Raw genomic sequence first — 23,787 nt, forward strand, 5'->3', positions numbered from 1 at the left:
TTACTTTATATTATGATAAAAAGGGGTGTCTGTCATGAGGTGATTCACAATGGGCATTGGGGAGAGGAAAGAGCCGCTTTATTCGCTGGCGCATCTGACCCTGATTAACTGCACAGCGCCCGAGCTGATCTATATCGCGGCAAGGGCGGGCTATGACGCGGTCAGCCCACGCTTAATCCAGATGAACGTGCCGGGGGAGTTTACCGAATCCCCGCTCGACAAGCACATGATTACCGCGACCAAGACTGCGCTGGCCACGACGGGCCTCAAGGTGCTGGACGTAGAACTGGCGCGGATCACCGAAGATTGCGACCCGAAACGCTTTGAGCCCGCCTGCGAACTGGGCGGCGAGTTGGGCGCAACCCGCATGATCATGAGCGCATGGACGAAGGACCGGACCGACCGAAATTTCCTAATCGACTGCTATGCGGAAACCTGCGATATCGCGGCACCCTACGGGCTGAGTGTTGATCTGGAGTTTCCCTCTTTCTCGCGCCTGCGCACGCTGGACGAGGTATTGGACATCGTACGCGCGGCCGATCAGCCCAATGGCGGCATTCTGGTCGATACGCTTTATCTGCATCTCAGCCGGGTTGACCTCGCAGAATTGCTGCACGTGCCGGGTGACCTGCTGAATTTTCTGCATATTTCGGATGCATTGCCCGGCATTGCCGACACACAGCAGGGTATGATCCAGCTTGCCCGCGACGCGCGGCTTTACCCGGGCGAAGGCTGCATCGATTTCAAGGGCATCATCGAGAGAATGCCGCCGGTCGACTATTCGATCGAACTGCCCAACCAATCCCGCTTGGCCGAGCTGGGCTTCGAAGAACACGCGCGCCGCTGCCTGCAGCATGCCAAACACACTTTTGGCCATGTCACGTCGCAACGGCGCAATCACCCCATCATACCGATGCAAGGACAAGACCTGACACATGACCAAAGAGCTTACTGAAAAAGACCGCCAGTTTGCCGGCGAGATGCTGGCACGCGCCCGTGCGGCAATGGCAACCATCGAAGATTGGTCGCAGGAAGACCTCGACCGTCTCAGCCAGGCGATTGCCTGGCACGCGGGCAATGAAAAAACCTTTACGCGTCTGGCGCAACAGGGCGTTGACGAAAGCGGCATTGGCGATCGCGAAGGCCGCCCCGCGAAGCGGTTCAAGATCCACATGGTCCTGCGCGATGTGCTGCGCACGCCCTCGACCGGCGTTGTTGAAGTCGATGAAGCGCGCGGGCTGGTCAAATACGCCAAACCCGCCGGTGTGATTGCCTCTCTTATCCCGATGACCAACCCGGCGATGACGCCGCCGGTAACCGGTGTGTCTTCGGCCAACGCGCGCAACGCCGTGATCTTTTCACCCCATCCGCGGACGGCCGGGACCACCTGGGAGATGGTCGAAGTGATGCGTGCCGCCTGCCGTGCGGTGGGTGCGCCCGAAGACCTGTTTCAGGCAGTCCGCTACCCGTCGATCCCGCTGACACAGCACCTGATGGAAATCTGCGACCTGACGCTGGCCACCGGCGGCAAACCGATGGTTAAGGCGGCCTATTCCTCGGGCAGTCCCGCCTATGGCGTGGGCGCGGGCAATTCTTCGATCGTGATTGACGAGACCGCCGATATCGAGATCGCGGCGCGGAACACAAGGATTTCCAAGACCTCGGATTTCGGATCCGGATGCTCGGCCGACGGTAACATCATCATCCAGCGCTCGATCTACAACCGGATGGTCAGGGCGCTTGAGGCCGAAGGTGGATATCTGTGCAATGATGGGGAAAAGTCTCTGCTCGAAAAAGCGATGTGGGATGAAAAGGGCAACCGCACTTTCCCCACCATCGCCTGCCGCCCGCAGCAAACAGCGGATGTGGCCGGGTTTTCCATTCCCGAGGATCGAAAATTTCTAATGGTCGAGAACCAGGGCCAGATCGGCCCCGCGTACAAGTTTTCCAAAGAGAAGCTGACCACGCTCATGGCGCTTTATCATTTCGAGACATTCGACGACGCGTTGGAAACCGTGCGGCAGATCTACGAGGTTGGCGGCAAAGGCCATTCCTGCGGTATCTACTCGCATAATGATGACCATATCGATGCATTGGCCCGGCTGGCACCGGTCAGCCGGATGATGGTGCGCCAGCCGCAATCCAAGGCCAACGCCGGGGCCTGGACCAACGGCATGCCGATGACCTCATCGCTAGGCTGCGGCATCTGGGGCGGCAACATCACCAATGAGAACGTCACGATGAAACACATGATGAATTACACCTGGGTCAGCCGGCCCATCCCCGAGGACCGCCCGTCTGAGGCTGAGCTATTCGGGGAATTCTTCGGAAAGGAGATCGCATAATGGACGGCGCAGCAGTACAGGACAAAACCGTCGCCGAGCATATCGTCGACTTTCTTGAGCGGCGCGAGGTCAAGCATGTATTCGGCCTGTGTGGCCATACAAATATTGCGGTGCTCGCGGCGCTGGCCGAGAGCCCGATCGATTTCGTCACCGTGCGCCACGAACAGATCGCCAGCCATGCGGCGGACGCCTATGCGCGTGTGACCGGCAAGGCCTCGGTGGTGCTCAGTCACCTTTCTCCCGGGTTGACGAATTGTGCCACCGGGGTCGCCAATGCTGCGCTGGATTGCATTCCGATGGTGGTGATCGCAGGCGACATTCCGACGCATTACTACGGCAAGCATCCGCATCAGGAGGTCAACATGCACGCCGACGCGGCGCAATGGGAAATCTACCGCCCCTTCGTTAAGCGTGCCTGGCGGGTGGACCGTGCCGATCTGATGGCTGAAATCCTCGAAAAGGCCTTTCACCTGGCCGAAAGCGGGCAGCCCGGCCCGGTTCTGGTCAACGTGCCAATGGATATCTTTTCCGAGCGCATTCCCCCGGATACGTTCGACCGGATCGCCACCAACACGCGCGCGTTGGTCAAACCCTCAATCGATGACGCCACCGCCCGCGCGATTGTCGAGCAACTGGCGAACTCGGAAAACCCGGTGGCCTATGTCGGTGGCGGCATCCTTCTGGCGCAGGCGTCAGAGGAACTGCACAAATTTGTCGAACATATGGGGTTGCCGGTGGCGCACAGTCTGATGGGCAAGGGCGCGCTGCGTGACGACCATCCGCTGGTTCTGGGCATGACCGGGTTTTGGGGCACCGAGTTGGTCAATCAAAGCTGCCTCAACGCCGACACGATCTTTGCCGTGGGCACACGGTTCAAGGAGGCGGATTGTTCCAGTTGGTATCCTGGCTATACATTCAACATTCCTGGATCAAAGGTCATCCATGTCGACATTGAGCCCAGCGAGATCGGGCGCAATTATCCCACCGAAATCGGTGTGGTAGCGGATGCCAAGGCGGCGCTGCGCGTGCTGACGCGGGTGGCAAAAAAGGTGTATCCGGCTGGGTTCACCCGCGCCGAAAAGAAGGCCGAGATATCCAGTTTTCGCGCCGGTTTCAAAGCCCGCAACGCCGACATGGCAACGTCCGACGCCTTCCCGATGATGCCCGAACGCATTTTGGCCGACACCCGCGCAGCCTTGCCCGAAGACGCGATCATCACCACCGATGTGGGCTGGAACAAGAACGGCGTTGGCCAGCAATTCGACATTCTCACTCCCGGCTCAATCCTGACGCCTGGCGGTTTTGCCACCATGGGGTTCGGCCCGCCTGGTGCCCTGGGCGCCAAGCTGGCCGCACCTGACAGGGTTGTTCTCAGCCTCGTGGGGGATGGCGGTTTTGGGCAGAACCCGTCAATGCTGGCCACCGCGGTGGAACTCAACCTCGGTGTCATCTGGCTGGTGATGAACAACAACGCCTTTGGCACCATCGCCGGGCTGCAAAAGGCACATTACGGCCTGACTTACGGGACCACATTTCCTGGATCTGCCGAGGCGCCCACCAATGGGCCGGGCTACGCCGAGATCGCACGGGCATTTGGCGCCGAAGGCATCCGCGTCAGTTCAGCCGACGAATTGCTGCCAGCGCTGCAGGCGGCCATCGCAAGCGGCAGGCCTACTGTTCTGGATGTACCCATGATAAACAACCCGACGCCCACAACAGGACATTGGAACATCCTCGACATTTACTCTCCCGACCGGGATGTATCCCACGTCGCGACTTGATGCCGGATGGGCTGTTCTCGGCCGAATTGGAGACCACAATGTTCAAAAATATCTTGATCCCCGTCGCCCTGGATCACCAGACGGATCTCGACAAAACGATTACTATTGCGCGCGCTCTGCAGGGCGAAGCGGGCAAGATCACGCTTGTCGGCGTTGTCGAGGATATACCGGGCTATGTGGCCGAATATGTGACCGTCCGGCCATCTACCAAGATTCAGCAAGCCATTCGGGATCGGCTTCAGGCGGAGGTCGTCGGACAGGACAGTATCGCCGTCGAAGTCATGACCGGCAAGCCAGGGTTGGCAATTGCCGAGATGGCCGAAAAAACCGGCGCCGATCTGATCGTCATCCGATCACACCGGCCTGGCATTGAGGACTATTTCCTCGGTTCAACCGCGTCACGCGTGGTACGCCGTTCGCCCTGCACCGTAATGGTTCTGCGATAGGTATTAGGATGTTCAATTACAAAAAAATCGTGTCAGAAATGTGCCGATAAAAGCCACTGTTCCGAGCCCCGCAGAAGGAAACTTTGTCCGCGCTGTGTGAACCTGCGATTCCATAAATGCCGCTGCTTGCGCGAATGGCTGCAATCTCCGCCGCATTGCAAATAGGATTCTTGCGAAGGTGCAGCATTTTCTGTGCTGCGAGCGCGCGCAGCGACAAATCAACACTTCTGCAAAGGGCTCATTGCCGTCATTCGCTGCAGTATCATGAGTGACCGCTTTGTCGACTAAGCGGCCGTCGCAAATGACGAAGTGACAGGATGTTGGAACGGCGCTAATCTTACAGAATTGATTTTAAGTTTCGCAAGAAAGGTTTGTTCAATGAAACATTGCAATGCATTTTTTGGTTTTACTCTTGGCCTCGTGGTATCTGCATCTGCGGCGTTGTCCGGAGAGGCCATAACCGGAGCCGCGCTGGAAAAGTTAATCTCCGGCTTTGAGGGAACCAACGATGGCTTTAAGATGACGTTCAACGCGAACGGAAAACGTCAAAATGATTGATGGTAATGACGTTTATGAAGGCACCTGGAACGTGACCAATGATGCCGTTTGTACTGAGATCAAGGCCCTACGCAATGGCGCTCCCACCTGTAGAACTGTAACTGACGAAGGCAACAATCAGTTTAAAATGACCAGAACAGATAACGGAAAGTCACTTTTTCTGTCCAAACAGTGACCCCTGGCGGAGACCTCTTGTACAAGACAAATATCTCAGCTGTTGTCTCTATCTGATCTGTATAACTCGATGTGCTATCCAAGTTTTGGACTGTATGCATGTCCGCGTTGGGCTCGACGTGTCCTCCGCGGCGGTTGCAAAGCGCACAAAACGGTCATTCAAAAAGTAGATTTCAACGGTTGGTTTGTCCCGCACAGTGTGAGTTCGCATGTCGCGTGATTTCACGGTCGCAGCGAATGTCTCCACTGGCGGGCCGCACCGCAGCACCGGTCAATGTCGCGAGTGACCGCAATGGGACGCGAGCTCCCAAATTCCACCGTCTGCACTGTCAGCCCTGTCAGCCTCTGGCGTTTGCCTCGGTTTTGCTGAACAAGCAGGGGCATGGAACAGGCTGACGACACTTTCCCCGACACCCAATCGACACCGATCCCCCCGTGGCAGCGCCTGATGACGGGGCAAGGGTTCCTCATCGAGCTACACCGCCTCTATGACGCCCGGTTCCTGCTGGAACTTGAGATGCTGGTTGGTCCCAAGGCCAATGTTGACGACCTGCGCAAAGGGGTTGAGGCCGCAGCGCGGGCCTATATCCTTGCCGCCAGCGACACGTCCTCCCGTCACAAGAGAAGGCGCACGGTCGTGCCAAAAGCGAGCCCTGCCTTACGAATGGTTTTACGGCAATTTCTGTGTGCGCAGTGCGGTGAAGCAGATAGGCGATTGGCGTGAATTTGCTGCGATCCACTCCCGCAAAAATTTATCTATCCCTGCCACTGTGTCCGCTTTTCCTTGCCACCTGCAGCACGTTGATACTCCTACCCGCCAAACAGCGCCAACTTTTTGATCATATTTCAATTGCGCCATTCGAAGGTTCGATGGCTTGCTATCAGGACAGGCGGCACTCGGGCCATGCGGGTTGTCCGCCCTATCAATCAGCAACCGGGAATGAGAATGATGACTTTCTTAAAAAAACTTGCCGGCTCCACGCTCGGCCTACTGATCACGCTGGGATCCATATTGCCGGCCCGGGCGGAAACCACGCTGACTGTCATGACCTTCAACATCTGGGGCGGCGGTGCCAACGAGCAGAAACCCGTCGATGAGACGGCCGATATCATCCGCCGTGCCGGAGCAGATATCATTGGACTGCAAGAAACACGCTTGGAAGGCGATCCCTGCGAGGCGGAAAGCTGCCCGCCCACGGGGGAAAGCGTCGCGGCCAAACTTGCGGCTGCCCTGGGCTATCACCATTACGACCAAACCGGCGACAGCCCGGCCCTGTGGGCCAATGCCGTGATCAGCCGTTACCCCATCGACGGACCGCTGCCCAAGAATCTGGGGGTGCGCATCGATGTTAATGGTCGGACCATCAACGCCTATAACATTCACCTAAATGACTTTCCCTACCAGCCCTACCAGCTGTTGGAGATCGAATATGGCCCCGCCCCCTATATTCAAACCGGGGAAGAGGCTGTTCATTTTGCTTTGCAGGCAAGAGGATCCGGCCTGACTGATCTGGTTGACGCCATGACGGCCGCCGGGCCTGCGGATGCCAGTTTTGTCTTCGGCGATTTCAATGAACCCTCACATCTCGACTGGACTGACCGGGCCGTTACGGCTGGCCTGCAACCAGTGCCGGTTGCCTATCCGGTCAGCAGCAAACTTGCGGAACTGGGTTTCCTTGACGCCTATCGGACGGCGTTTCCCAATGAGGTGGCCAAGCCGGGCTTCACCTGGACACCCGGCCTGGACCCCACGGATCCCGAGGATCATCTGGACCGGATCGACTATATCTATGCCAAGGGCAGCGGGCTGAAAATCCTGAAGTCACAGGTCTGGGGCGAGGCCGTCCCCCAAGCGGATGTGGCCGTCGAGCCATGGCCATCGGACCATCGCGCGGTCACTGCGGAAGTGAAATTCTGATCAGCGAGGGGCTGCTTGCGAGCAGCCCACGGTGCCCCAGCGCCGAAGAGTCCCCGTGTTTAGAATCTCGGAGTGAAACCTTCATCATCCGGCCCGATCTCATTATCGACACAGTATTTCAAGTAGTCACCCAGTTCAGGCGAATCGACCGGGATTCGGCCGCAGGCTCGCAGCAGCGCCCTGAGGTCCGGGTCCCGACCCATTGGCTGCCAGAAGACGCGCATGCTGATGATCTGGTGGGCACTATCTGGGACGATCCCCGTCATCAGGCCTGTCAGGCTGTTGGGTTCTTCAAAATCGGAACCGTACAGGATCGTTTGCCACAAGGATCGCCCGACCCTTCTTTCGCGGTCGATGATAATCAGCCGGTCGGCGGAACCGAACACCAGGCCTTCATATTTGAGAACCTCCGGCAGGTTATGGCTGTCACCGCAGACCCGCTCGATCTGCTTGCACATCAGGCTGCCTTTTTTGGAATAAATTCGAGCCAGGCTGCGATAGATGAAGGGAAGCTTCCGGTCCGGCCAGTAATAGAAAAGGTAATAGCCAACAAATTTCTGCAAGCTCTCCTGGTCCTGTGGCCGGACCAATTGGTCAAAGAACTGGCGGGCAGGGTCGTGCCCGCCGCCGGTAATTGCCGGGCGAAGCTGAACCAGCTCCTTGAATTTCTGGTGTTCCAGAAAGATCTCATTTTCATCGAGGCCGAAATGGTCGCAAATCCGCCTCAGGCTCGCCAGTGACGGCTGGGTTTTGCCGGCAAGATAGCGGCCGAACTGCTGGCGGTTGATCTTCAGCCGACGGCTTATGTCCGAAACGGACCGGGCATATCCACTCAATAGTCGGAGATTGGCGGGCAGATCCTCAACCGGCATGGTTTCCTCATGTTATCTTAAGGCAGACGATCATAGCGCTGGACAGGAAGCAACCCGCCATTCGCTGCGGGTGCGAGCCATTCGGAGCGAGAGATTGAAAGCAGACCTTCAGAATGAATTGACTTCGAGCATCACTCTGCACCTCCGCAAGTCAGTTCGGAGGCCATTTCGAAAGTGCTGCGCTGTTGAGTGTCAGCATCACGCGCCCGACTCAATACTCAGCCGTCACACTCTTCAACAAGGACCGAAATGTCCGCTCTTGAGAAGCGTCTTGCTCGTGTCCTTGCGAAGTCTTTACCAGACTGGCATTGACAGGATGCAGACGCGGCGGTTTCGCCGCGCCCTGTTGCAGGGTCACTCGACAAGCATGATTTCGCCCGGCCGCCATGTCTGGTCGAACCAGGGCTCAAGCGGACCGTAGAGGCGCAGGATCGTGTTCCAGCCGCGACCGGGAATCGTCTGGATCCAATTGCTCTCCCAGCCTTCGGGTGCCTCGGGGCCAAAGTAGATGTCGGTCGAACCGTCGTCATTCTGGACCACGCCCTCGGTATTGCTGCCGATAGCGGGGAACTGCATGTCGGTTTGCAACATCGAGCGTGTCTGGTTGTCGTAGAGCGTGAAGGACCAGAAATCCTCTGCCGGTGGATTCGGCGGGACGACGATCTTGTACGTGTTCGAGCCGTCGAGCGCGTTGCCGTCGGAATCGCGATAGGTGAAGGCGTATTGCGAGCCCTTGCCGACGGCCTTCACCGCCATCGCAGGGGTGATGCCCGTGGCGTAGAAGTGGAACATCGAGCGGAAGTCATGCAGCGTCACACCGTCCAGCACGAAGGTATAGGCACCACCCGGAAAGGCGTTCTGCCAATAGCTCTCGCCCGGGTACCACAGCGCGCGGTCATCGCGCGGCTTGGATACCAGGGTCTTGACGATCACGCTTCCCGCTGAAGCGGCGGCTTGGAGGATTCTCTCCGTGCGCTCGTCCGGGGCGAACTCCTGTCCCTTGACGATCCCAATCGAGGCAAGGTGGCCGAAGATCTCGGGGCTCTCGCCGTCGAGCGGTTCGCTCTGGATCACGGTGTCGATCTCTTCGAACATGCGCGCGTCCATAACATGGATAGTGTTGAACTCCTGTCCCGAGACGTTGACGAATGTCATTTCCGGCGGATTGTCGGCTTGGCTCAGCGGGTAAAGCCTGAAGATCTCCTGCGTCTGCATCACAGCTTGATCGGTAGAGCCGTCGATGGTGAAGCCTCGCCATAGGAGCCAGTTTCCGAAGGTGCTCGGGCGCATGACGGCGGTGTAGCCCTCCTCGTCTACCTCGCCTTCATAGCCGGGCGGAACGATCAGAAACTTGCCGCCCTTGCCCTCGTCGGGGCCAAGATTGCCGAAGTCGGCCACGTATTTGAACCAGCCATCGTTGACGAGGCCGAGCACGTTCGGCGGCGTCTCCATCACCATCGGCTCGTCGCCGAGATCGAGCCACGCCGTCTGATAAACGCTCGTGGTGTTAGGGGTAAGGAAAAGTGCGCGCGAATCCATGAGGTCGGCAAATTGAAGAACCGTGGTGTTCGCGGGGCCGAAGGCTTCGATTCCGCGGCGCATAGCATCCATCGACGCGATCTTGATGCCGCTCAGATAAGCTTCCAACGCATGGTGGAAGTCGAGCAGGTTATAGATCTTTTCGGTCGATTCAGCGTCTGGTACGCCGTCGAAAAAATTGAGGTCACCGAGCCGAGTCTGAATGTTGTCCGGTGTCGTGATCCCGTCGGGCAAATCTGTTGTGAACTTAAATGTCAGTGCGTCTTGCGCGACGACCGGCATCGCTGTCATGAGCGCGGTCGTAGCGGCCAGCAGGTGTCTTTTCATATCTCTTCCTCCATGAGACTTGAAACCAATGATCGTTGTGCGCCGCTTAGGCGCGCTATCCGGGCAGAATGCAGGGCAGCGTGTCGCGCCTGATCTAGCGATTTTGGTCGGCTCACTCGATCCGCTCGACATCGGCCAACTTCCAACCGCTTTCGATCCAGCCCTGGGCCGGCCCATAGAGGCGGAAGAGTAGGAAGAAGTCCTCCCCTGTGGGAATCCAGTTGCTTTCCATTCCCTCGGGCGGTTCGGGTGCGAAGTTGACATCGGTCGAGCCATTGTCGTTGACCTGCATGTCGGGCAAGTTGGGGCTTGCAAGACCGACGCGCTCCGCGCCGTCGACAAAGCCTTTCGTCTTCATCGAGTAGACGATGACCGACCAGAAATCCTCTGCTGGCGTGTCGGCGGGAACAGTCAGCCTGTAGGTGTCCGTTCCGTTCAGCCTCTCACCATCGCTGTCTTTCAGGCCGGTCAGGTAGAAAGTACCGCCGCCGAGCGACTTTGGCAGGTAGGTAATCCAGAAGTACGAGCCGCCCGCCCGGTCGTCGATCAGTACCATGTCGTCGGTGACGTAGGGAAATCCCGCCTGGGGCTGGCCCTCTGCAAATGCCCAGACACCCCATTGCCTGTCCTCCCAGAGCGGCACGACCGAGCGAGTGACGAAATGCTCCTGCATCGTGTCATAGGCGCACTGTAGTCCCTCCAGCAACGCTTGCTCCATCTCGCCATCGGGCTCGAAGGGTTTTCCCCGCACTATTCCGAGCGAGGCGAGCATGCCCATCATCACCTTGTCCTGCGCTAGTACAGGCTCGCGCTGCACGACAGCGTTGAGATCGTGAAAGAATGTGATGTCGTAGACAGGCAGTGTGCTGACCGGGTTCTTGTAGGTATCGACGAACATGGAAGGTGCCGGATCTTCCGCCTCCGACAGGGGATACCATTGGAGCGTCCGGGCATAGGCCGCCTGATCGGCCGAAGTACCGCCATCCTTGGCCACGGGTCGGAAGGCGAAATGGACGCCATAGGTGTTGGAGCGGGCGGTGTAATAGCCTTCCTCGGGCACGTCGCCCTCGTAATCCGGCGGCAGGATCAGATACTTGCCGCCTTGGCCCGCATCCTCGCCGCTTGTACCCACGTCGAAGACGGGTACCTGCCAGGCATTCACGATTGTGCCGAAAAACGCCGCCTTGTCGCCGGCCGGGGGCACGTCGATCACGATCGGACCATCTGCGATCGTCAGACCGGCATAGGTATAGGGGGTCACATCGTTGGCTGTCAGGAAGCCGTGACGGCTATCCATGGGTTCGGTCATGTAGCCGATGACGCCAGCTGCGGCGCCTGCGTCGCGCTGAAGCGCGAGTTCGACATCGTAGACCCCCACGGCCGGCATGCCCCATATCGCCGCCTCGCAGGCACGGCGCACCGCCGTGTCCCGTTCGACGGCGGACATCTGGGCCAGAGCCGCGCTCCCGCTGACAAGTTGGGCGCAGAGCGACAGGATGAGATACTTTCGATGCATGATGTTTCTCCCGTAGTCACCGTATTGTTACAAACCGGGTAAGGCAGGGACAGGGCAAACTGCTAGCACTTTGCGACAGTGGCTCATGCCAGTAAGCTCATCGCGCGATGACATCGAATGACGTCCCTCTTATCCACACGTCGGGCCTTGTAGGGCTGACAGACTTCGTGCGCGCAGAGTTCGGCGAGCGGCCTCTCGCGAAGGCCTATGCCGATGCTGGCCTGGCGAGAGATGTGGAGCGCCGCGCGCCGGGTTTCATCCCCGAAGTGTCGATTGTCCTATTCCTCGCCTCCACGGCACGCCTGATGGGAGACGAGTTTGCGGGCATTCGTCTGGCAACCGCGGTCAGCTTCGAGCGCTACGGATATTGGGGACGATACCTGTCGCAGGCGGCTGACCTGGCGGAGTGTTTCGGGCGCCTGAAGCGCATCGTTCCCCTGCACACGCCCTATGACGGTGTGCGAGTCGAAATGGTCGGAGGGCGGGTGTGGCTGAGGCAGCGGTTCCCATCGGCTTCCGTGCCTGAATATCATCACCTGGCCTGGGCCACCTTGGGCATCCTGATAGATCTGTGCCGGCAGTTTCTTGGCCGCGACTGGCTGCCGCTCGCTGGCGAGATCGACCTTCCAAGGCCCAAATACACCGAGGCAATTGAGACTATATTTCCGTTTCCGATGAACTACGGTTCGGGCGAGGTCGGTCTGGCGCTCCTTCCCGAAGAGCTGCGCGTTGCCCGTCCGCCTTTCGAAGGCCCCTTGACTACATTCGGCGACGTGTTGCGAGAGCGCGGACCGCGCCGGGAACTCGGATTCCTGTCCGCCGTCCGCGAGGTGGTGGATGTACAGGTCCGGGCCGGCAATGTCAGCATGGAGAATACGGCGCGCATGTTCGATATAGGACCACGTCGTTTTCAGCGACGTCTCGGCGATGAAGGTGAGTCGTTTCGAAGGCTGGCTAACGCCGCTACGGTATCGCGGGCCTGTGCGTTGCTGAACGAGACCGACTTGCCGATCAAGTCCATCGCCGGAGAACTGGGATACGCACATCTCCCCAGCTTCACCCGTGCCTTTGCCTCGATTACCGGTTCGAGCCTGTCAGAATGGCGGATTCGACGGCGGCGTTGAGAAAGCGAGTTTCATCGGCCAACGGTTTCCGGCGTCTGCAACCTTGAGGCAGCGCCTATAGTTGCCTTTATTGTTATTTCCGGTTCGTCTGCATCTCAGTCATTGAACGGCGCCGATAGTTGCAGGAGCAGCGAATGTCTTCTCTGCCGGCCGTATCGCAGCGGTAATGCCCCTTGGCTAACGGTAGGAATGGGCCGACAGCCGTCAATCGCTCGGATGCAGTGTGTGACGGTTTTGTTCCGCATGCGGTCGACTATCCACTCAAATGCTTAGGGCTCCTTTTTTATGGTAGCATTGATCAATTGCGTGCGCACACCTTTTGACTTGCTCGCAAAATGGAGGTGGGAAAATGTTGGCTGATCGATACGGACTTACTCTGACAACCAACGATCCTAAAGCGCGGGACGCCTATGTCACGGGGCTTGATCACATTCTTGCAGCCACTTTTGGTGCGAGCGACGCCTTTTCCGCTGCCATTGAGGCCGATCCCAGTTTTGCTCTTGGTTACGTTGGGCTTGCTCGGGCTCGAATGTATGAAAACGATATGCCGGGCGCTCAAGAGGCGATGGCGTCGGCCCACGCCTGCGCGTCCGGCCTCACCGAACGCGAGGAAGGGCATCTCGCGGCCCTGGGTCTCCTGCTTCAGGGACGTGTTTCCGAGGCGCGAAGCGCAGTTCAGGAACACGCTGCACGTCACCCGGGTGATGTTCTTGTCGCACAAATCTGTACCAACATTTTCGGTTTGATCGGGACATCTGGCGAACCCGGTCGGGAAAGCGCGCAACTTGCCTACACTACCAGACTCTATGATGCCCTGGGCGAGGATTGGTGGATCTATGAACGTGCATGGTCAGGCGCTGTGCGAGGTTGGACGACTTGATGAGGCCATGTCCATGATGGACAGATCGCTCTCCTTGAACAATGCCAACGCAAACGCGTCGCACTTCAAAGCACACACGCTGTACGAACAGGGTTCTGGGGAAGCTGGTCGCATCTACCTTGCCGACTGGATCGCGGACTATGATGCGCGCTCTGTGTTGCACGGCCACCTAAGTTGGCATCGCGCTCTGTGGGCCTTGGAGCAGGAGGATGAAGCGGAGCTGTGGGCGATTTACGAAGGCGCTATCGCACCCGCCGTGTCCTATTCATTGCCAATAAATGTTCTAACCGATGCTGCTGCACTTCTGTACCGCTCCGAGATTGCGGGTCACAAGGTGGCGCCCGCGCTTTGGCGCGACCTCAGCGACTACGCCTCACGGTTTTTTCCGAACCCGGGCATGAGTTTTGCGGACATTCACAGCGCGCTGGCCCACTCTATGGCTGGAGACGGAGAACGCCTCGCGGTCCTGACTGAAACACAATCGGGTTTTGCGGCGGACCTCGTACGTCCAGTGGCAAGTGCTTGGGATGCGATCGCACGGCAGGATTGGACGGTTGCACTGCAACAGCTCACACCGGTCATGGCGGATCACGCGCGCCTGGGCGGCAGCCGTGCGCAACGCGACCTATTGGAACTGACATATCTGAACCTGCTGTTGAAATCGGGACATATCCAAGAAGCCTATCGAACGATTACAGCGCGGCGCCCGATCTTCAGCCAGGCAGCGCCCGTTGCTGGCTTTGTTTGAATTCGCAGAGCTTCAGTTGATTAGCTCGTCTAACAAGGCCCCCTTGAGCTGAGTTGCGAACGACTACTTAGTTCCCGCGATCTGTGAATTTGCCCACCGAGCAAATTTCGGTATTGCAACGAATGGCAGCTTTGTGGGCTGCGGGCGCAGAAGTTTCGCGTGTCGCCGAGTGACCGGAATGGGCCGATAGAGGAACCAGCGATGTTGCCAATCCACAACACGCTGCCAACTCGCTCCGCATGCTTCCGTAGTGCCTCCGGCGGGGATGGCACAAATAGAAACGCCGCCCTGAGGCGGTATTTAAGCATCTGTAATTGTGCGTTTATTTTGGTTGCGGGAGCAGGATTTGAACCTGCGACCTTCAGGTTATGAGCCTCACAGGCGTATGTTTGCTGATATTAGCTGAAGCTATTTCTTACTAGCTTTATCAGTATGTTACCATTGTTCTGGCTTGTTTTTTACATTCCCTACATTGTCCAAATTTGCTCTCCGGTGTAGCACCAGTGTAGCACCGCCAACATTTGTAGCACCAATGCAATTCAAGGATACACCGTGGCCAGTCACCGTTTGAACTTCACCAAAGCCGTCCTTCTGAAAGCCCCAGCCGCCAAGAAAGGATCGCGGGATTACTACTATGATGAACGGGAAGCTGGTCTTGTACTGGCCGTGACGGGCGCGGGATCGAAGAGCTTCTATCTCTACAAACGGATTGAAGGGCGACCCGAACGCCTGTTGCTCGGCAAATTTCCTGACATGACCGTGGAACAGGCCCGCAAGGCGGCAGCTAAGGCCAAGGGCGGTATTGCGTCCGGAGCGAACCCTCAGAAAGAGAAACGAGCGGTTCGGGATGAAATGACCTTTGGGGCGCTCTTTGCTGAATACATGGACAAGTATTCCAAAGTTCACAAGAAGTCGTGGAAATACGACGAACGGGAAGTCAACAAATACCTGTCGCATTGGTTCCGCCGCAAGATTTCCAGCATTGACCGGGCCGAGGTGGAACGGCTTCATGCAAAGGTCGGCAAGGAAAATGGTCTCTATCAGGCAAACCGCCTGCTTGAGCGCATCCGGTCCATTTTCAACAAGGCCATTGAATGGGGTTGGAAAGGTGTGAACCCGGCAATCGGTATCAAGAAGTTTCGGGAACAAAGCCGCGACAGGTTCTTGCAGCCGGACGAGTTGCCCCGGTTCTTCGAGGCATTGGCAAATGAACCCAACGAGGCAGCACGGGATTTCTTTATGATTTCCCTTCTGACCGGGGCGCGAAAGTCAAACACGCTGGCAATGATGTGGAAGGATATCAACTTCCAATCGGCAACATGGCGGATTGAAGAAACCAAGAACGCCGATCCGCTGACGGTCCACCTGCCCCAGCAGGCGGTTGAATTGCTGATCGAGCGGAAACTGAAGTCGGACAGCCCTTACGTATTCGAAGGTTCGGGCAAGAGCGGCCATCTTGCCGACCCCAAGAAGGCTTGGAGCCGAATTTTATACGAAGCCGGGATTGAAAACCTGCGCATCCACGACCTGCGCCGCACTTTGGGCAGCTATCAGGCGGCGACGGGAGCGAACGCGTATATCATTGGCAAGTCGCTTGGGCATCGGTCGCAGCAGTCCACTGCAATCTATGCAAGGCTGAATCTAGACCCTGTCCGAGAGAGCGTAGACAAGGCGACCGAGTTGATGTTTTCGCAAGGGAAGTAGCGAAGAAAGTGTGAATTCGCTTCAGGTGCGAGCCAGTCAAGCCGAAATGTCGGCAGCCGACATTCAGATGGCGTCAAATCCCAAGGTTCTTCTGCATCGTCGCATGGCAGCTTCGAGCCCAAAACGGAAGCGTGTGAGCGGTTGACTTTAAATGCACAGCCACAACAAGTATTCTTGCTAAAGCTGATTTCCCTACAAGCCACTTTTGGAACTACATTAGATGTTTAAAGTCGATATTCGGAACTTAGGTAGGTACCTTCACGTCACAGGCTACGCCGATGGAAGTGACTGGTTGTTCTGGGTTGGCTTCGAGACAACGCATGCAAATGTGGGCAACGGCAATCGTGTCTGGGCGTATGATGGGAAATCATCATTCAAAATTTTTGACGCGACCTCCAAAAGCTTGATCAAGGTGCTTGAGTTGCCTGATGGGGAGAAAACCTACGGGGCAATGGCGGTCAATAGCCAAGACGGCACCAAGGTGTTTGTGCGTACTTCGTTTGAAGTGGAAACTAGTGACCAGCCAGAGGGTCAGACCTTCAGAAGATTACATGCGATATCTCTGGAACATTGTCGAGTGGTCAACTCTTCCGATCATTTTCGGGACATCTATGGAACTCCATTTGTCGAGGTCTGCAACGGAACAATTCGATTCCCGATACATGGAGACAGTTCTGCCACGGGGACAGGGTTGTTTGATCCCGACACAGGATCAACAAGTGTAGATGTACTCGAAATGGATGGGCCCGGCTTTTTTTCTGTTAGTCCGAAAGGTTCTTATTTGCTTCGCCCCGAGTTGAGTATCTTGCCCAGAACAGACGTAAGGGCCGGCCCCCTTGGCTTTCTGCACATAGGAGAAAAAATCAGATACTATGGCTTTGGGCTCCAACTTTGGCAAACGTCACCCCTTCGCCTGTTGCGCCGGTTATTCGTAGCTTGGAAAACGTCAGACGACTTCAAATTTAGAAGTTTTCTCAATACGCGGGATTCTTTGGAGGAAAACCAACAGGTAACAAGCAAAGTGTTGGATGCGGTTTCAGATCACTGCAAAAGGCACAATCTAAGTCCGACAAAGGCGCTTAGGGAGTTTCCACCAGCATTGGGAATAAACCCGCAGCACAAGTTATTTTCTTATTGGTTTCACGAAGTTTGGAATCTTGAAAAGCTATTGGTCTGGGAGCCGGATGAATCAGCTTTCTGGTGTGCGGTCAATGACAGCATAGTTCGCGTCGAGATCACCGGCGAAATGTCCCCGCGATTGAATCTCAAACGGCTCCCAGACCCCCCAAGATCCAATTTGATCTACAATGACTTTGTTAGAAAGATCACCCCTGCCGGAAACAAAACGGCTCATGTTGTGTACCCTGAAGGGATCGCCATTTTGGACGGTGCCCCCCAAAGACGACCGCAATGCATTGTATTAGTGCCCAAAGATTTTGATGGGTGGCACAACCCACCGTCTGGCGACAACAAAACTCTACGTGAAATCGATCAACGTATTCACGCGATAGAGGCCGAACGAAATACCTTAACTGTTAAGCTTAGTTCATTGTCACAGGAAGACTGTATCGTCGCAATCAAGGAGCTTGCAGAATTTGTCGCGGAGCTACCCTCCAGTGACGAAAATGTTCGCATGTTTGAGGCTACATTCGAAGTTCAGGATGAGCCGCTTGATGAAGGTGCTTTCTTTGATCATGTTCGCGACAACTGTCCTGAAGCCGTGGTGCCTCTTCGCGACTTGATTAGTGAAACGATCAAACTGTCTGAACGTACCAATGGCAAGTTGGCTTGGCGAACGAGCTCACTGTCTAAAGGTGAAAGGGACATGACTGCGATATTCGCAACAGCAGCAAGAGCACTTGGAGTGCTCGATGCAAAATCGGTCGACCTCGTAAGGAAGTACGGTGATCTGGTGGACGAGGAGCACGAATATTTTTACTCGTTACATACCATCCCAGCAGTAATCGAGGCTCATGGGTGGACGCGCGAAGTAATTGATCTTGTGGTCAGAATGACGCTTGTCGGGTTCAGAGACAGCTTTGAATCCCCTGAAAAAATTTGGTATGGGCTGGGCCTTGGTAAAGCCGTGAAGAGCGCAGGAAGCCCGCAGGATTTCGCAGATCGCCTGCGCCGGTTGTCAGATGGATGTAGTTACACTGATTTCGAGGCGCTTGCCTCTAACAGCGTTGGCCCCCAAGGGGAATGGCTTGAATAACTCATCAATGAACTCAACTTTCGTTGAGATTGGGTCGCAATCAGCGGCCATCTAAGAAATTCTGTGGCAGGCCTTCTGATAGCTATCCAAATTCCGCAATAATGCCCCGAGTCAGTTGCTATCGAATCCATAGCTCGGTCGGCTTCTGGAAACCATAAGTTGTGCAACGTCCATGACAGTGAATGGCAGCTTCGTCCGGAGGGTGTGTGAAAACTCTGACCGTCCGGCGGAGTACACCGAAAACACCCTTTATGTGCGCTCTCTCGCGCTACTTGGAGTAGCTTTTGCACAGGTGCTGAAAACGAGCGCGACGAGAGAGCTCATGGGCCGGAGTTTTCACACACCCTCTCCGCCCAGTGTGAGTTCGCATGTCGCGTGATTTCGCGGGCGCAGCGAATGTCTCCACTGGCGGGCCGCACCGCTGCACCGGTCAATGTCGCGAGTGACCGCAATGGGACGCCATCTCCCAAATTCCACCGTCTGCACTGTCAGCCCTGTCAGCCTCTGGCGTTTGGCTCGGTTTTGCTGAACAAGCGATGGCATGGAACAGGCTGACGACACCCGCCCCGACACCAAAGCGGCACTCATCCCGCCATGGCAGCGCCTGACGGCGGGCCACGGCTTCCTGATCGAGCTACACCGCCTCTATGATGCGCGATTCATGCTCGAACTTGAGATGCTGGTTGGTCCCAAGGCCAATGTTGACGACCTGCGCAAAGGGGTAGAAGCCGCAACTCGGGCCTATATCCGCGAACGCCGCAGGATGCGCCGCCGCAAGCCGGGGGTGATGGAGCACCGCCGCCTGTCCGCCTTGTCGGAAAAGCTTGGCGCGGTGTCCGTTGAACTCGCGCGGGTTCAGGCCTCGCCCAATTGCTCGGGGAAACTGGCCGACGCGCTGGAAACGCAAGCCCGATCAGCTGACCCAAGCGCCGCCGGAATTGCAAACCTGATCGAAGGCGCGTTTGGTCCCGGTGACCCTGTAGGCCACATCGCGTCGTTTCTCGACCTGTTGCAAAAGGCCGCCGCGCAAACGGTTGCTCTGGGCGAGAATGACAGCCCAAGCAGCTACTATGAGGCCGATCTGGATCGCTGGCAGCGCAGGTCAAAGCAGACCGAAAGCAAACCCGTCTTTGCCTTGGCCCGTGCTTTTCGTCCCTGCTGGGACCGCAACGCCATGCGCCCGTTCAACGCGGGCCGCTATGATCCGGCCACCAAGCAGAACAAGGCCCGCGCCGTGGATGCGATTCATCTGATCGGCCAAAAGCTTGACCCCGACCTGACACGCGCCCGTGTGGTCACGGTGATGCGGGAGATTTAGCCACATTCTTGCCGTATTCTGTGGCAATTACCTGACCCCGTTTCCTACGTACGCACTGTTTTTTTGCTCCCTGCTTCATCGGTTTAGCGCTGCCCAATTGCCCCCTAGATGTTCCTTCATCGATCAAAATTCATGGAGGAAATCACAATGCCAAAACAGGCAAACACCTTGCTCAAACCCGAAGAGGTCGCGGAACGCCTCGGCGTGTCCACAACCACCCTTGCCACATGGCGCTGCACCAAGCGCTATCCGCTGGCCTATGTCAAAGTTGGCCGCTTGGTCCGCTATCGCGCAGGCGACGTTGACGCCTTCGAGATTGCCCGTCTTCAGGAGGTGGTGGCAAATGACTGGTAACTGGAAGCCCATCGAATTTGCCGCCATCGCGGAACTGGCCCGGATCAACCTGCGCAGCCTTCTGGCAGAATGGTTGCCCGATGGCCGGATCATCGGGCGCGAATGGGTGGCGCTGAACCCCACCCGCGCGGATCGCTCGCGCGGGTCGTTTCGGATCAATCTCGATAGCGGCCTGTGGGCCGACTTCGCAACAGATGACAAGGGCGGCGATGCCATCAGCCTCTTTGCCTATCTCAACGGGGTGCAGCAGGGACAGGCCGCGCGTGCGCTGGCCCGGCGTCTGGGGGTGCAGGCATGAGCGCGCTGCCAGACCTCCGCCACCCGACTGCCGGTGTGGCTGACACCCAGCATGTCTACCGCAATACGGCAGGTGCGCCCGCACTGGTTGCCAACCGCTATGAGGGCAACGGCAGGGGCAAGTTCTTCCTGCCCTATGACGTGACCAAGGCGGCGTGGAAAGCGCCACAGTCGCGCCCGATCTATCAGCTGGACCGGATCGCCCAGGCGGACCCGGATCAGCCGGTGATCTGGGCTGAAGGCGAGAAGTGCGCCGACGCGCTGACCGACCTTGGCTATCTGGCGTCCACCAGCTTTGGCGGCAGCAAGGCATTGGCAAAAACCGACCTCTCGCCGCTGGCGGGCCGCACTGTCATCATCTGGCCCGATCACGATGAACCGGGGCAGGCCTATGCCGCCAAGCTGGCCGCAGACCTCATTACGATACATAGGGCAACACCGCTGGTCCTGCCGATCACCGACGCTCTAGTTAATAGGCATGACCCGGCAGGCCTGATCCCTAAACGTTTACCTAAGGGTTGGGACGTGGCCGACGCCATTGCAGCAGGCTGGGGCCAAGGCGAGATCGACGCCCTGATTAATAGCGTGGCCTGTGATCTGCCGGATGCAACCGCCGCCTACCTGACGTATAGGGTTGAACCTGCCGCCAACGACCCGCATCCCCCTACGTATCGTAGGGAGACCCCCGACCCGTGTACGATACCTATACGTAGGGATGAGACCCCGCCTATATGTAACGAAGAGAACGCGGCGCTGGTGGACGGGCTGGAACTTTGGAACACCCCTCAGGGTGAGCCCTATGTAACGATACGGGCCAAAGGTCACTTCGAACACTGGCCTGTCGGATCGCCGACCTTCCGCAACTATTTGGCCTATGCCCATTACAAGGCCGAGGGCAAAGCGCCGTCAAATGCCGCGCTCGATGACAAGCGCCGGATGCTGGAAGGGGTGGCGCGGTTCGAAGGCGAGACTTACCCTGTGTCCAGCCGCATCGCCTCCATCGGGCGCACGGTCTATCTCGATCTTGGCGACACGGACTGGCAGGCGGTGGCGATCACATCCGAAGGCTGGCAGGTGGTCAGCCACCCGCCTGCACGGTTCCGGCGTTCACCGGCCATGCAGGCGCTGCCAGTCCCGGAACGGCACGAACACGGCATCGACCTGTTGCGCGATTTCCTGAACGTGGACAGCGAGGATGATTTCCGCATGCTGGTGGCGTGGGTTCTGGGGTGTTTCCACCCCAAAGGCCCCTACCCCATTCTGATCCTCTCGGGCGAACAGGGCAGCGCCAAAAGCACCACCGCGCAAACCCTGCGCGACCTGATCGACCCGGCGCAGCCCAGCACCCGCAGCACCCCCAATTCCGAGCAGGATTTGGTGATTGCCGCGATGCACAACCATGTTCTGAGCTTTGACAATCTCTCGACCATCCGACCGATGATGGCGGACGCCTTCTGCCGGATTGCCACGGGCGGCGGTTTTGGCACCCGCAAGCTGCACACCGACAGCGACGAGGTGTTGTTCAACGCCACCCGGCCCTGCCTGCTGAACGGGATTCCCGATCTGGCGGCGCGGCCTGATCTGGCGGATCGGTCCATTGGTGTGCACCTGCCGGTGATCCCACCGGCCAAGCGCAAAACCTTGGGCGCATTCAACCGCGACTTTGCCAAGGCTAAACCCTACATTCTGGGCGCGCTGTTGGACGCCGTATCCTGCGCCTTGGCACGGATTGATTCTGTGAGCCTCTCAGAGGCCCCCAGAATGGCCGATTTTGCTAAATGGGTAGTAGCTGCCGAAGATGCCCTTGGATGGACTCAGGGCGCGTTTCTGGACTCCTACGCGGCCAACCGTGCCCGCAGCGACCAAGCCGCTGTTGAGGCCAACCCTGTCGCACTGGCCATCCTTTCTCTCATGGAGGGGCGGCAGCATTGGAACGGGACGGCAACCGAGTTGAAGCAAACTTTGCGGGACCGCTTTCCGGCGCTGACAGAGGACAGCCACAGCTTTCCCCGGTCAGAGGCCCGGTTTGGTGCGGCCCTGCGCAGGGTGCAGCCTGTATTGCGCCGTCAGGGGGTAAACATCGCGTTCAGCCGCGAAGGCAAAGCAGGCATGCGGGTGATTGAATTGAGTTGTCGGTAGGGTGCAGCCCTTTGGAAGACGCTGAAGCGTCCGGCCTGAATGGTCGGGCGCTTTTGCGTTAAGACAGTTCCCTAGGAGATTTCTGCATATTGTGTTGGTCCGCAATGCGGACAAAGCAGACATCAACAGTCTGAGGGCTGCTATTCGGCCTCAGCCTGTACGATGGCAATCGCTACAGGAACGTTAAAATTGTTTGCTTCACGGAATTTGTCTCGGACTGCATCAGTTACTTGAGCTCGTATAGCATCAATCACTTGCGGCTTCTGACCCTTAATGAGTTGGGACGCGGCGACCGTTGCAGTGAGAAATATCTCGAACAGCTCATCAGGCTCATTTAATCGCCAATGGGTGGTTATGTTTTCGTGGGAAACCATGCGCATCCCAGATGTGGCCATCATCTTCTTTGCCCCGTCAGGCTGCGCGAAGGTGAAAAGGTCAGGCTGAGCAGGGGCATCTGAGAAATCAGCGTTCGCCTTGATTGCACCAAACACAATTCCGAATGCGGGCGAAACATCTGGAGTCGCCCACGTTGCCATTAGGAAACGACCGCCTGCGCGAAGCACCCTTTTGATTTCGGCCAACGCATTCGGCTGGTCAGGAAGGTGCATCATACCAAAGTTACAGACTACCTGATCGAATTGATTATCTGCGAAAGGAAGCGATGCGGCGTCACCCTGCTGTAGAATGGCATCTGGTGCAGCCTTGGCTGCCAAGACGAGCATCTCTTCTGAGAAGTCTAGGCCGGTGACATTTGCACCCGCTTCGCTCAGCATTGCAGTCAGTGCGCCTTGTCCGCAGCATAAATCAAGAACCGACTTACCGTTTGGCGACCCACGGTCAATCAACCCCTTCGCCGCATAGTCTGTGACCGGTCCAAATTTCTCGACATAAGCCGAGACAATATTCTTGTCGGCCCAGCCAAGGCGCTCGCGGGCAGCGAATTCGCTAAAATCCTGCATACATTCCCCCATCTGGTGTCTGGGCATCCCTCAAACTGTTTGAATGATAGATCAAGATGATCGGGTCAGCTACGGGCTGAGGGTGTGTGAAAACTCCGGCCCATGAGCTCTCTCGTCGCGCTCGTTTTCAGCACCTGTGCAAAAGCTCTCCCAGTAGCGCGAGAGAGCGCACATAAAGGGTGTTTTCGGTGTACTCCGCAGGACGGTCAGAGTTTTCACATACCCTCGGCTCAGAGCGGACCACCACGACATGCGAACCTCCCAATCCCTTCTGGCTGACAGTGCTGACAGTGCGGACGGTGAGTGTCAGACGGTTTTCATTTAGGGTGGGAAACGGTTTTCAGATTCGATGCTTCCGGAGTGCTTCCACGGTGCTGAAGTTTGCCGTATGGCGTAGCACCGATGTAGCACCGGGCGTTAGAGCTACAAACGCAGAAAGCGCCCCTTGGGGCGCTAAGTGTTTGATATCCGACCTAGAAGTTTGGTTGCGGGAGCAGGATTTGAACCTGCGACCTTCAGGTTATGAGCCTGACGAGCTACCGGGCTGCTCCATCCCGCGACACTTAGTGCTGG

21 protein-coding genes and 1 tRNA gene are annotated in these 23,787 nt (G+C 57.4%); 17 read left to right on the forward strand and 5 right to left on the reverse strand.

From position 1 onward, the window contains the following. Positions 1-49: 49 nt before the first annotated feature. The 8 genes from ACR0AO_RS17060 (at position 50) to ACR0AO_RS17095 (ending at position 7,222) form a co-directional block, all read left to right on the forward strand. Entirely contained in the window at positions 50-955 is a 906-nt protein-coding gene (locus ACR0AO_RS17060) for a sugar phosphate isomerase/epimerase family protein (protein ID WP_480605955.1), read from the forward strand. Beyond that, a complete protein-coding gene (locus tag ACR0AO_RS17065; RefSeq protein WP_480605958.1) occupies positions 936-2,345 on the forward strand; it encodes an aldehyde dehydrogenase family protein in 1,410 nt (469 codons plus the stop codon). The genes ACR0AO_RS17060 and ACR0AO_RS17065 overlap by 20 nt, the downstream gene beginning before the upstream one ends. Continuing rightward, positions 2,345-4,126: a thiamine pyrophosphate-binding protein gene (locus ACR0AO_RS17070; RefSeq protein WP_480605960.1), complete on the forward strand. Its 1,782-nt coding sequence runs from the start codon at positions 2,345-2,347 to the stop codon at positions 4,124-4,126. The genes ACR0AO_RS17065 and ACR0AO_RS17070 overlap by 1 nt, the downstream gene beginning before the upstream one ends. Before the next feature lie 38 nt (positions 4,127-4,164). Further along, positions 4,165-4,572 (forward strand): universal stress protein, encoded by a 408-nt coding sequence (locus ACR0AO_RS17075; protein WP_480605962.1) that lies wholly within the window; start codon positions 4,165-4,167, stop codon positions 4,570-4,572. 378 nt (positions 4,573-4,950) lie between these two features. Beyond that, positions 4,951-5,130 carry a hypothetical protein gene (locus tag ACR0AO_RS17080; protein WP_480605965.1) on the forward strand — a complete coding sequence of 60 codons (180 nt, stop codon included), beginning with the start codon at positions 4,951-4,953 and terminating at the stop codon, positions 5,128-5,130. Next, complete coding sequence (locus ACR0AO_RS17085; protein WP_480605968.1) at positions 5,123-5,305, forward strand: hypothetical protein; 183 nt, start codon at positions 5,123-5,125, stop codon at positions 5,303-5,305. Before ACR0AO_RS17080 ends, ACR0AO_RS17085 begins: the two co-directional genes overlap by 8 nt. Positions 5,306-5,686: 381 nt before the next feature. Continuing rightward, positions 5,687-6,028 carry a hypothetical protein gene (locus ACR0AO_RS17090; RefSeq protein ID WP_480605971.1) on the forward strand — a complete coding sequence of 114 codons (342 nt, stop codon included), beginning with the start codon at positions 5,687-5,689 and terminating at the stop codon, positions 6,026-6,028. A gap of 225 nt (positions 6,029-6,253) precedes the next feature. Beyond that, a complete protein-coding gene (locus tag ACR0AO_RS17095) occupies positions 6,254-7,222 on the forward strand; it encodes an endonuclease/exonuclease/phosphatase family protein (RefSeq protein ID WP_480605973.1) in 969 nt (322 codons plus the stop codon). A 59-nt stretch (positions 7,223-7,281) separates the two neighbouring features. Here the strand turns inward: ACR0AO_RS17095 and ACR0AO_RS17100 are convergent, their stop codons facing one another. From ACR0AO_RS17100 to ACR0AO_RS17110, 3 genes are all read right to left on the reverse strand, one after another. Further along, complete coding sequence (locus tag ACR0AO_RS17100) at positions 7,282-8,094, reverse strand: helix-turn-helix domain-containing protein (protein ID WP_480605976.1); 813 nt, start codon at positions 8,092-8,094, stop codon at positions 7,282-7,284. Positions 8,095-8,448: 354 nt separating this feature from the next. Further along, positions 8,449-9,960, reverse strand: coding sequence for a DUF1254 domain-containing protein (locus tag ACR0AO_RS17105; protein WP_480605979.1), 1,512 nt, complete (start codon positions 9,958-9,960; stop codon positions 8,449-8,451). A gap of 112 nt (positions 9,961-10,072) precedes the next feature. Next, complete coding sequence (locus ACR0AO_RS17110; protein WP_480605982.1) at positions 10,073-11,476, reverse strand: DUF1214 domain-containing protein; 1,404 nt, start codon at positions 11,474-11,476, stop codon at positions 10,073-10,075. A 107-nt stretch (positions 11,477-11,583) separates the two neighbouring features. Between ACR0AO_RS17110 and ACR0AO_RS17115 the strand changes: the two genes are divergently transcribed. The 9 genes from ACR0AO_RS17115 (at position 11,584) to ACR0AO_RS17155 (ending at position 22,255) form a co-directional block, all read left to right on the forward strand. Beyond that, on the forward strand, positions 11,584-12,600 hold the full coding sequence (locus ACR0AO_RS17115; protein ID WP_480605986.1) for an AraC family transcriptional regulator: 1,017 nt from the start codon (positions 11,584-11,586) through the stop codon (positions 12,598-12,600). Positions 12,601-12,949: 349 nt separating this feature from the next. Continuing rightward, positions 12,950-13,480 carry a hypothetical protein gene (locus ACR0AO_RS17120; protein WP_480605989.1) on the forward strand — a complete coding sequence of 177 codons (531 nt, stop codon included), beginning with the start codon at positions 12,950-12,952 and terminating at the stop codon, positions 13,478-13,480. Then, complete coding sequence (locus ACR0AO_RS17125) at positions 13,437-14,228, forward strand: tetratricopeptide repeat protein (protein ID WP_480605992.1); 792 nt, start codon at positions 13,437-13,439, stop codon at positions 14,226-14,228. The genes ACR0AO_RS17120 and ACR0AO_RS17125 overlap by 44 nt, the downstream gene beginning before the upstream one ends. A 552-nt stretch (positions 14,229-14,780) precedes the next feature. After that, a complete protein-coding gene (locus ACR0AO_RS17130) occupies positions 14,781-15,932 on the forward strand; it encodes a tyrosine-type recombinase/integrase (protein ID WP_480605995.1) in 1,152 nt (383 codons plus the stop codon). Between the two features lie 220 nt (positions 15,933-16,152). Beyond that, positions 16,153-18,147: a hypothetical protein gene (locus tag ACR0AO_RS17135; RefSeq protein WP_480605998.1), complete on the forward strand. Its 1,995-nt coding sequence runs from the start codon at positions 16,153-16,155 to the stop codon at positions 18,145-18,147. 541 nt (positions 18,148-18,688) lie between these two features. Then, positions 18,689-19,465 carry a hypothetical protein gene (locus ACR0AO_RS17140; RefSeq protein WP_480606001.1) on the forward strand — a complete coding sequence of 259 codons (777 nt, stop codon included), beginning with the start codon at positions 18,689-18,691 and terminating at the stop codon, positions 19,463-19,465. Positions 19,466-19,612: 147 nt separating this feature from the next. Then, positions 19,613-19,819: a helix-turn-helix transcriptional regulator gene (locus ACR0AO_RS17145; RefSeq protein WP_480606004.1), complete on the forward strand. Its 207-nt coding sequence runs from the start codon at positions 19,613-19,615 to the stop codon at positions 19,817-19,819. Next, positions 19,809-20,117, forward strand: a complete 309-nt coding sequence (locus ACR0AO_RS17150; RefSeq protein ID WP_480606007.1) for a hypothetical protein — start codon at positions 19,809-19,811, stop codon at positions 20,115-20,117. The genes ACR0AO_RS17145 and ACR0AO_RS17150 overlap by 11 nt, the downstream gene beginning before the upstream one ends. Further along, positions 20,114-22,255 (forward strand): hypothetical protein, encoded by a 2,142-nt coding sequence (locus ACR0AO_RS17155; RefSeq protein ID WP_480606010.1) that lies wholly within the window; start codon positions 20,114-20,116, stop codon positions 22,253-22,255. Before ACR0AO_RS17150 ends, ACR0AO_RS17155 begins: the two co-directional genes overlap by 4 nt. A gap of 140 nt (positions 22,256-22,395) precedes the next feature. Here ACR0AO_RS17155 and ACR0AO_RS17160 read toward each other — a convergent pair whose 3' ends face one another. Further along, complete coding sequence (locus tag ACR0AO_RS17160; protein ID WP_480606012.1) at positions 22,396-23,214, reverse strand: class I SAM-dependent methyltransferase; 819 nt, start codon at positions 23,212-23,214, stop codon at positions 22,396-22,398. 482 nt (positions 23,215-23,696) lie between these two features. Continuing rightward, positions 23,697-23,773: transfer RNA gene (locus ACR0AO_RS17165), tRNA-Met, on the reverse strand. Positions 23,774-23,787: the final 14 nt, after the last annotated feature.

It is taken from the genome of Ruegeria sp. AF8 (assembly GCF_056541825.1).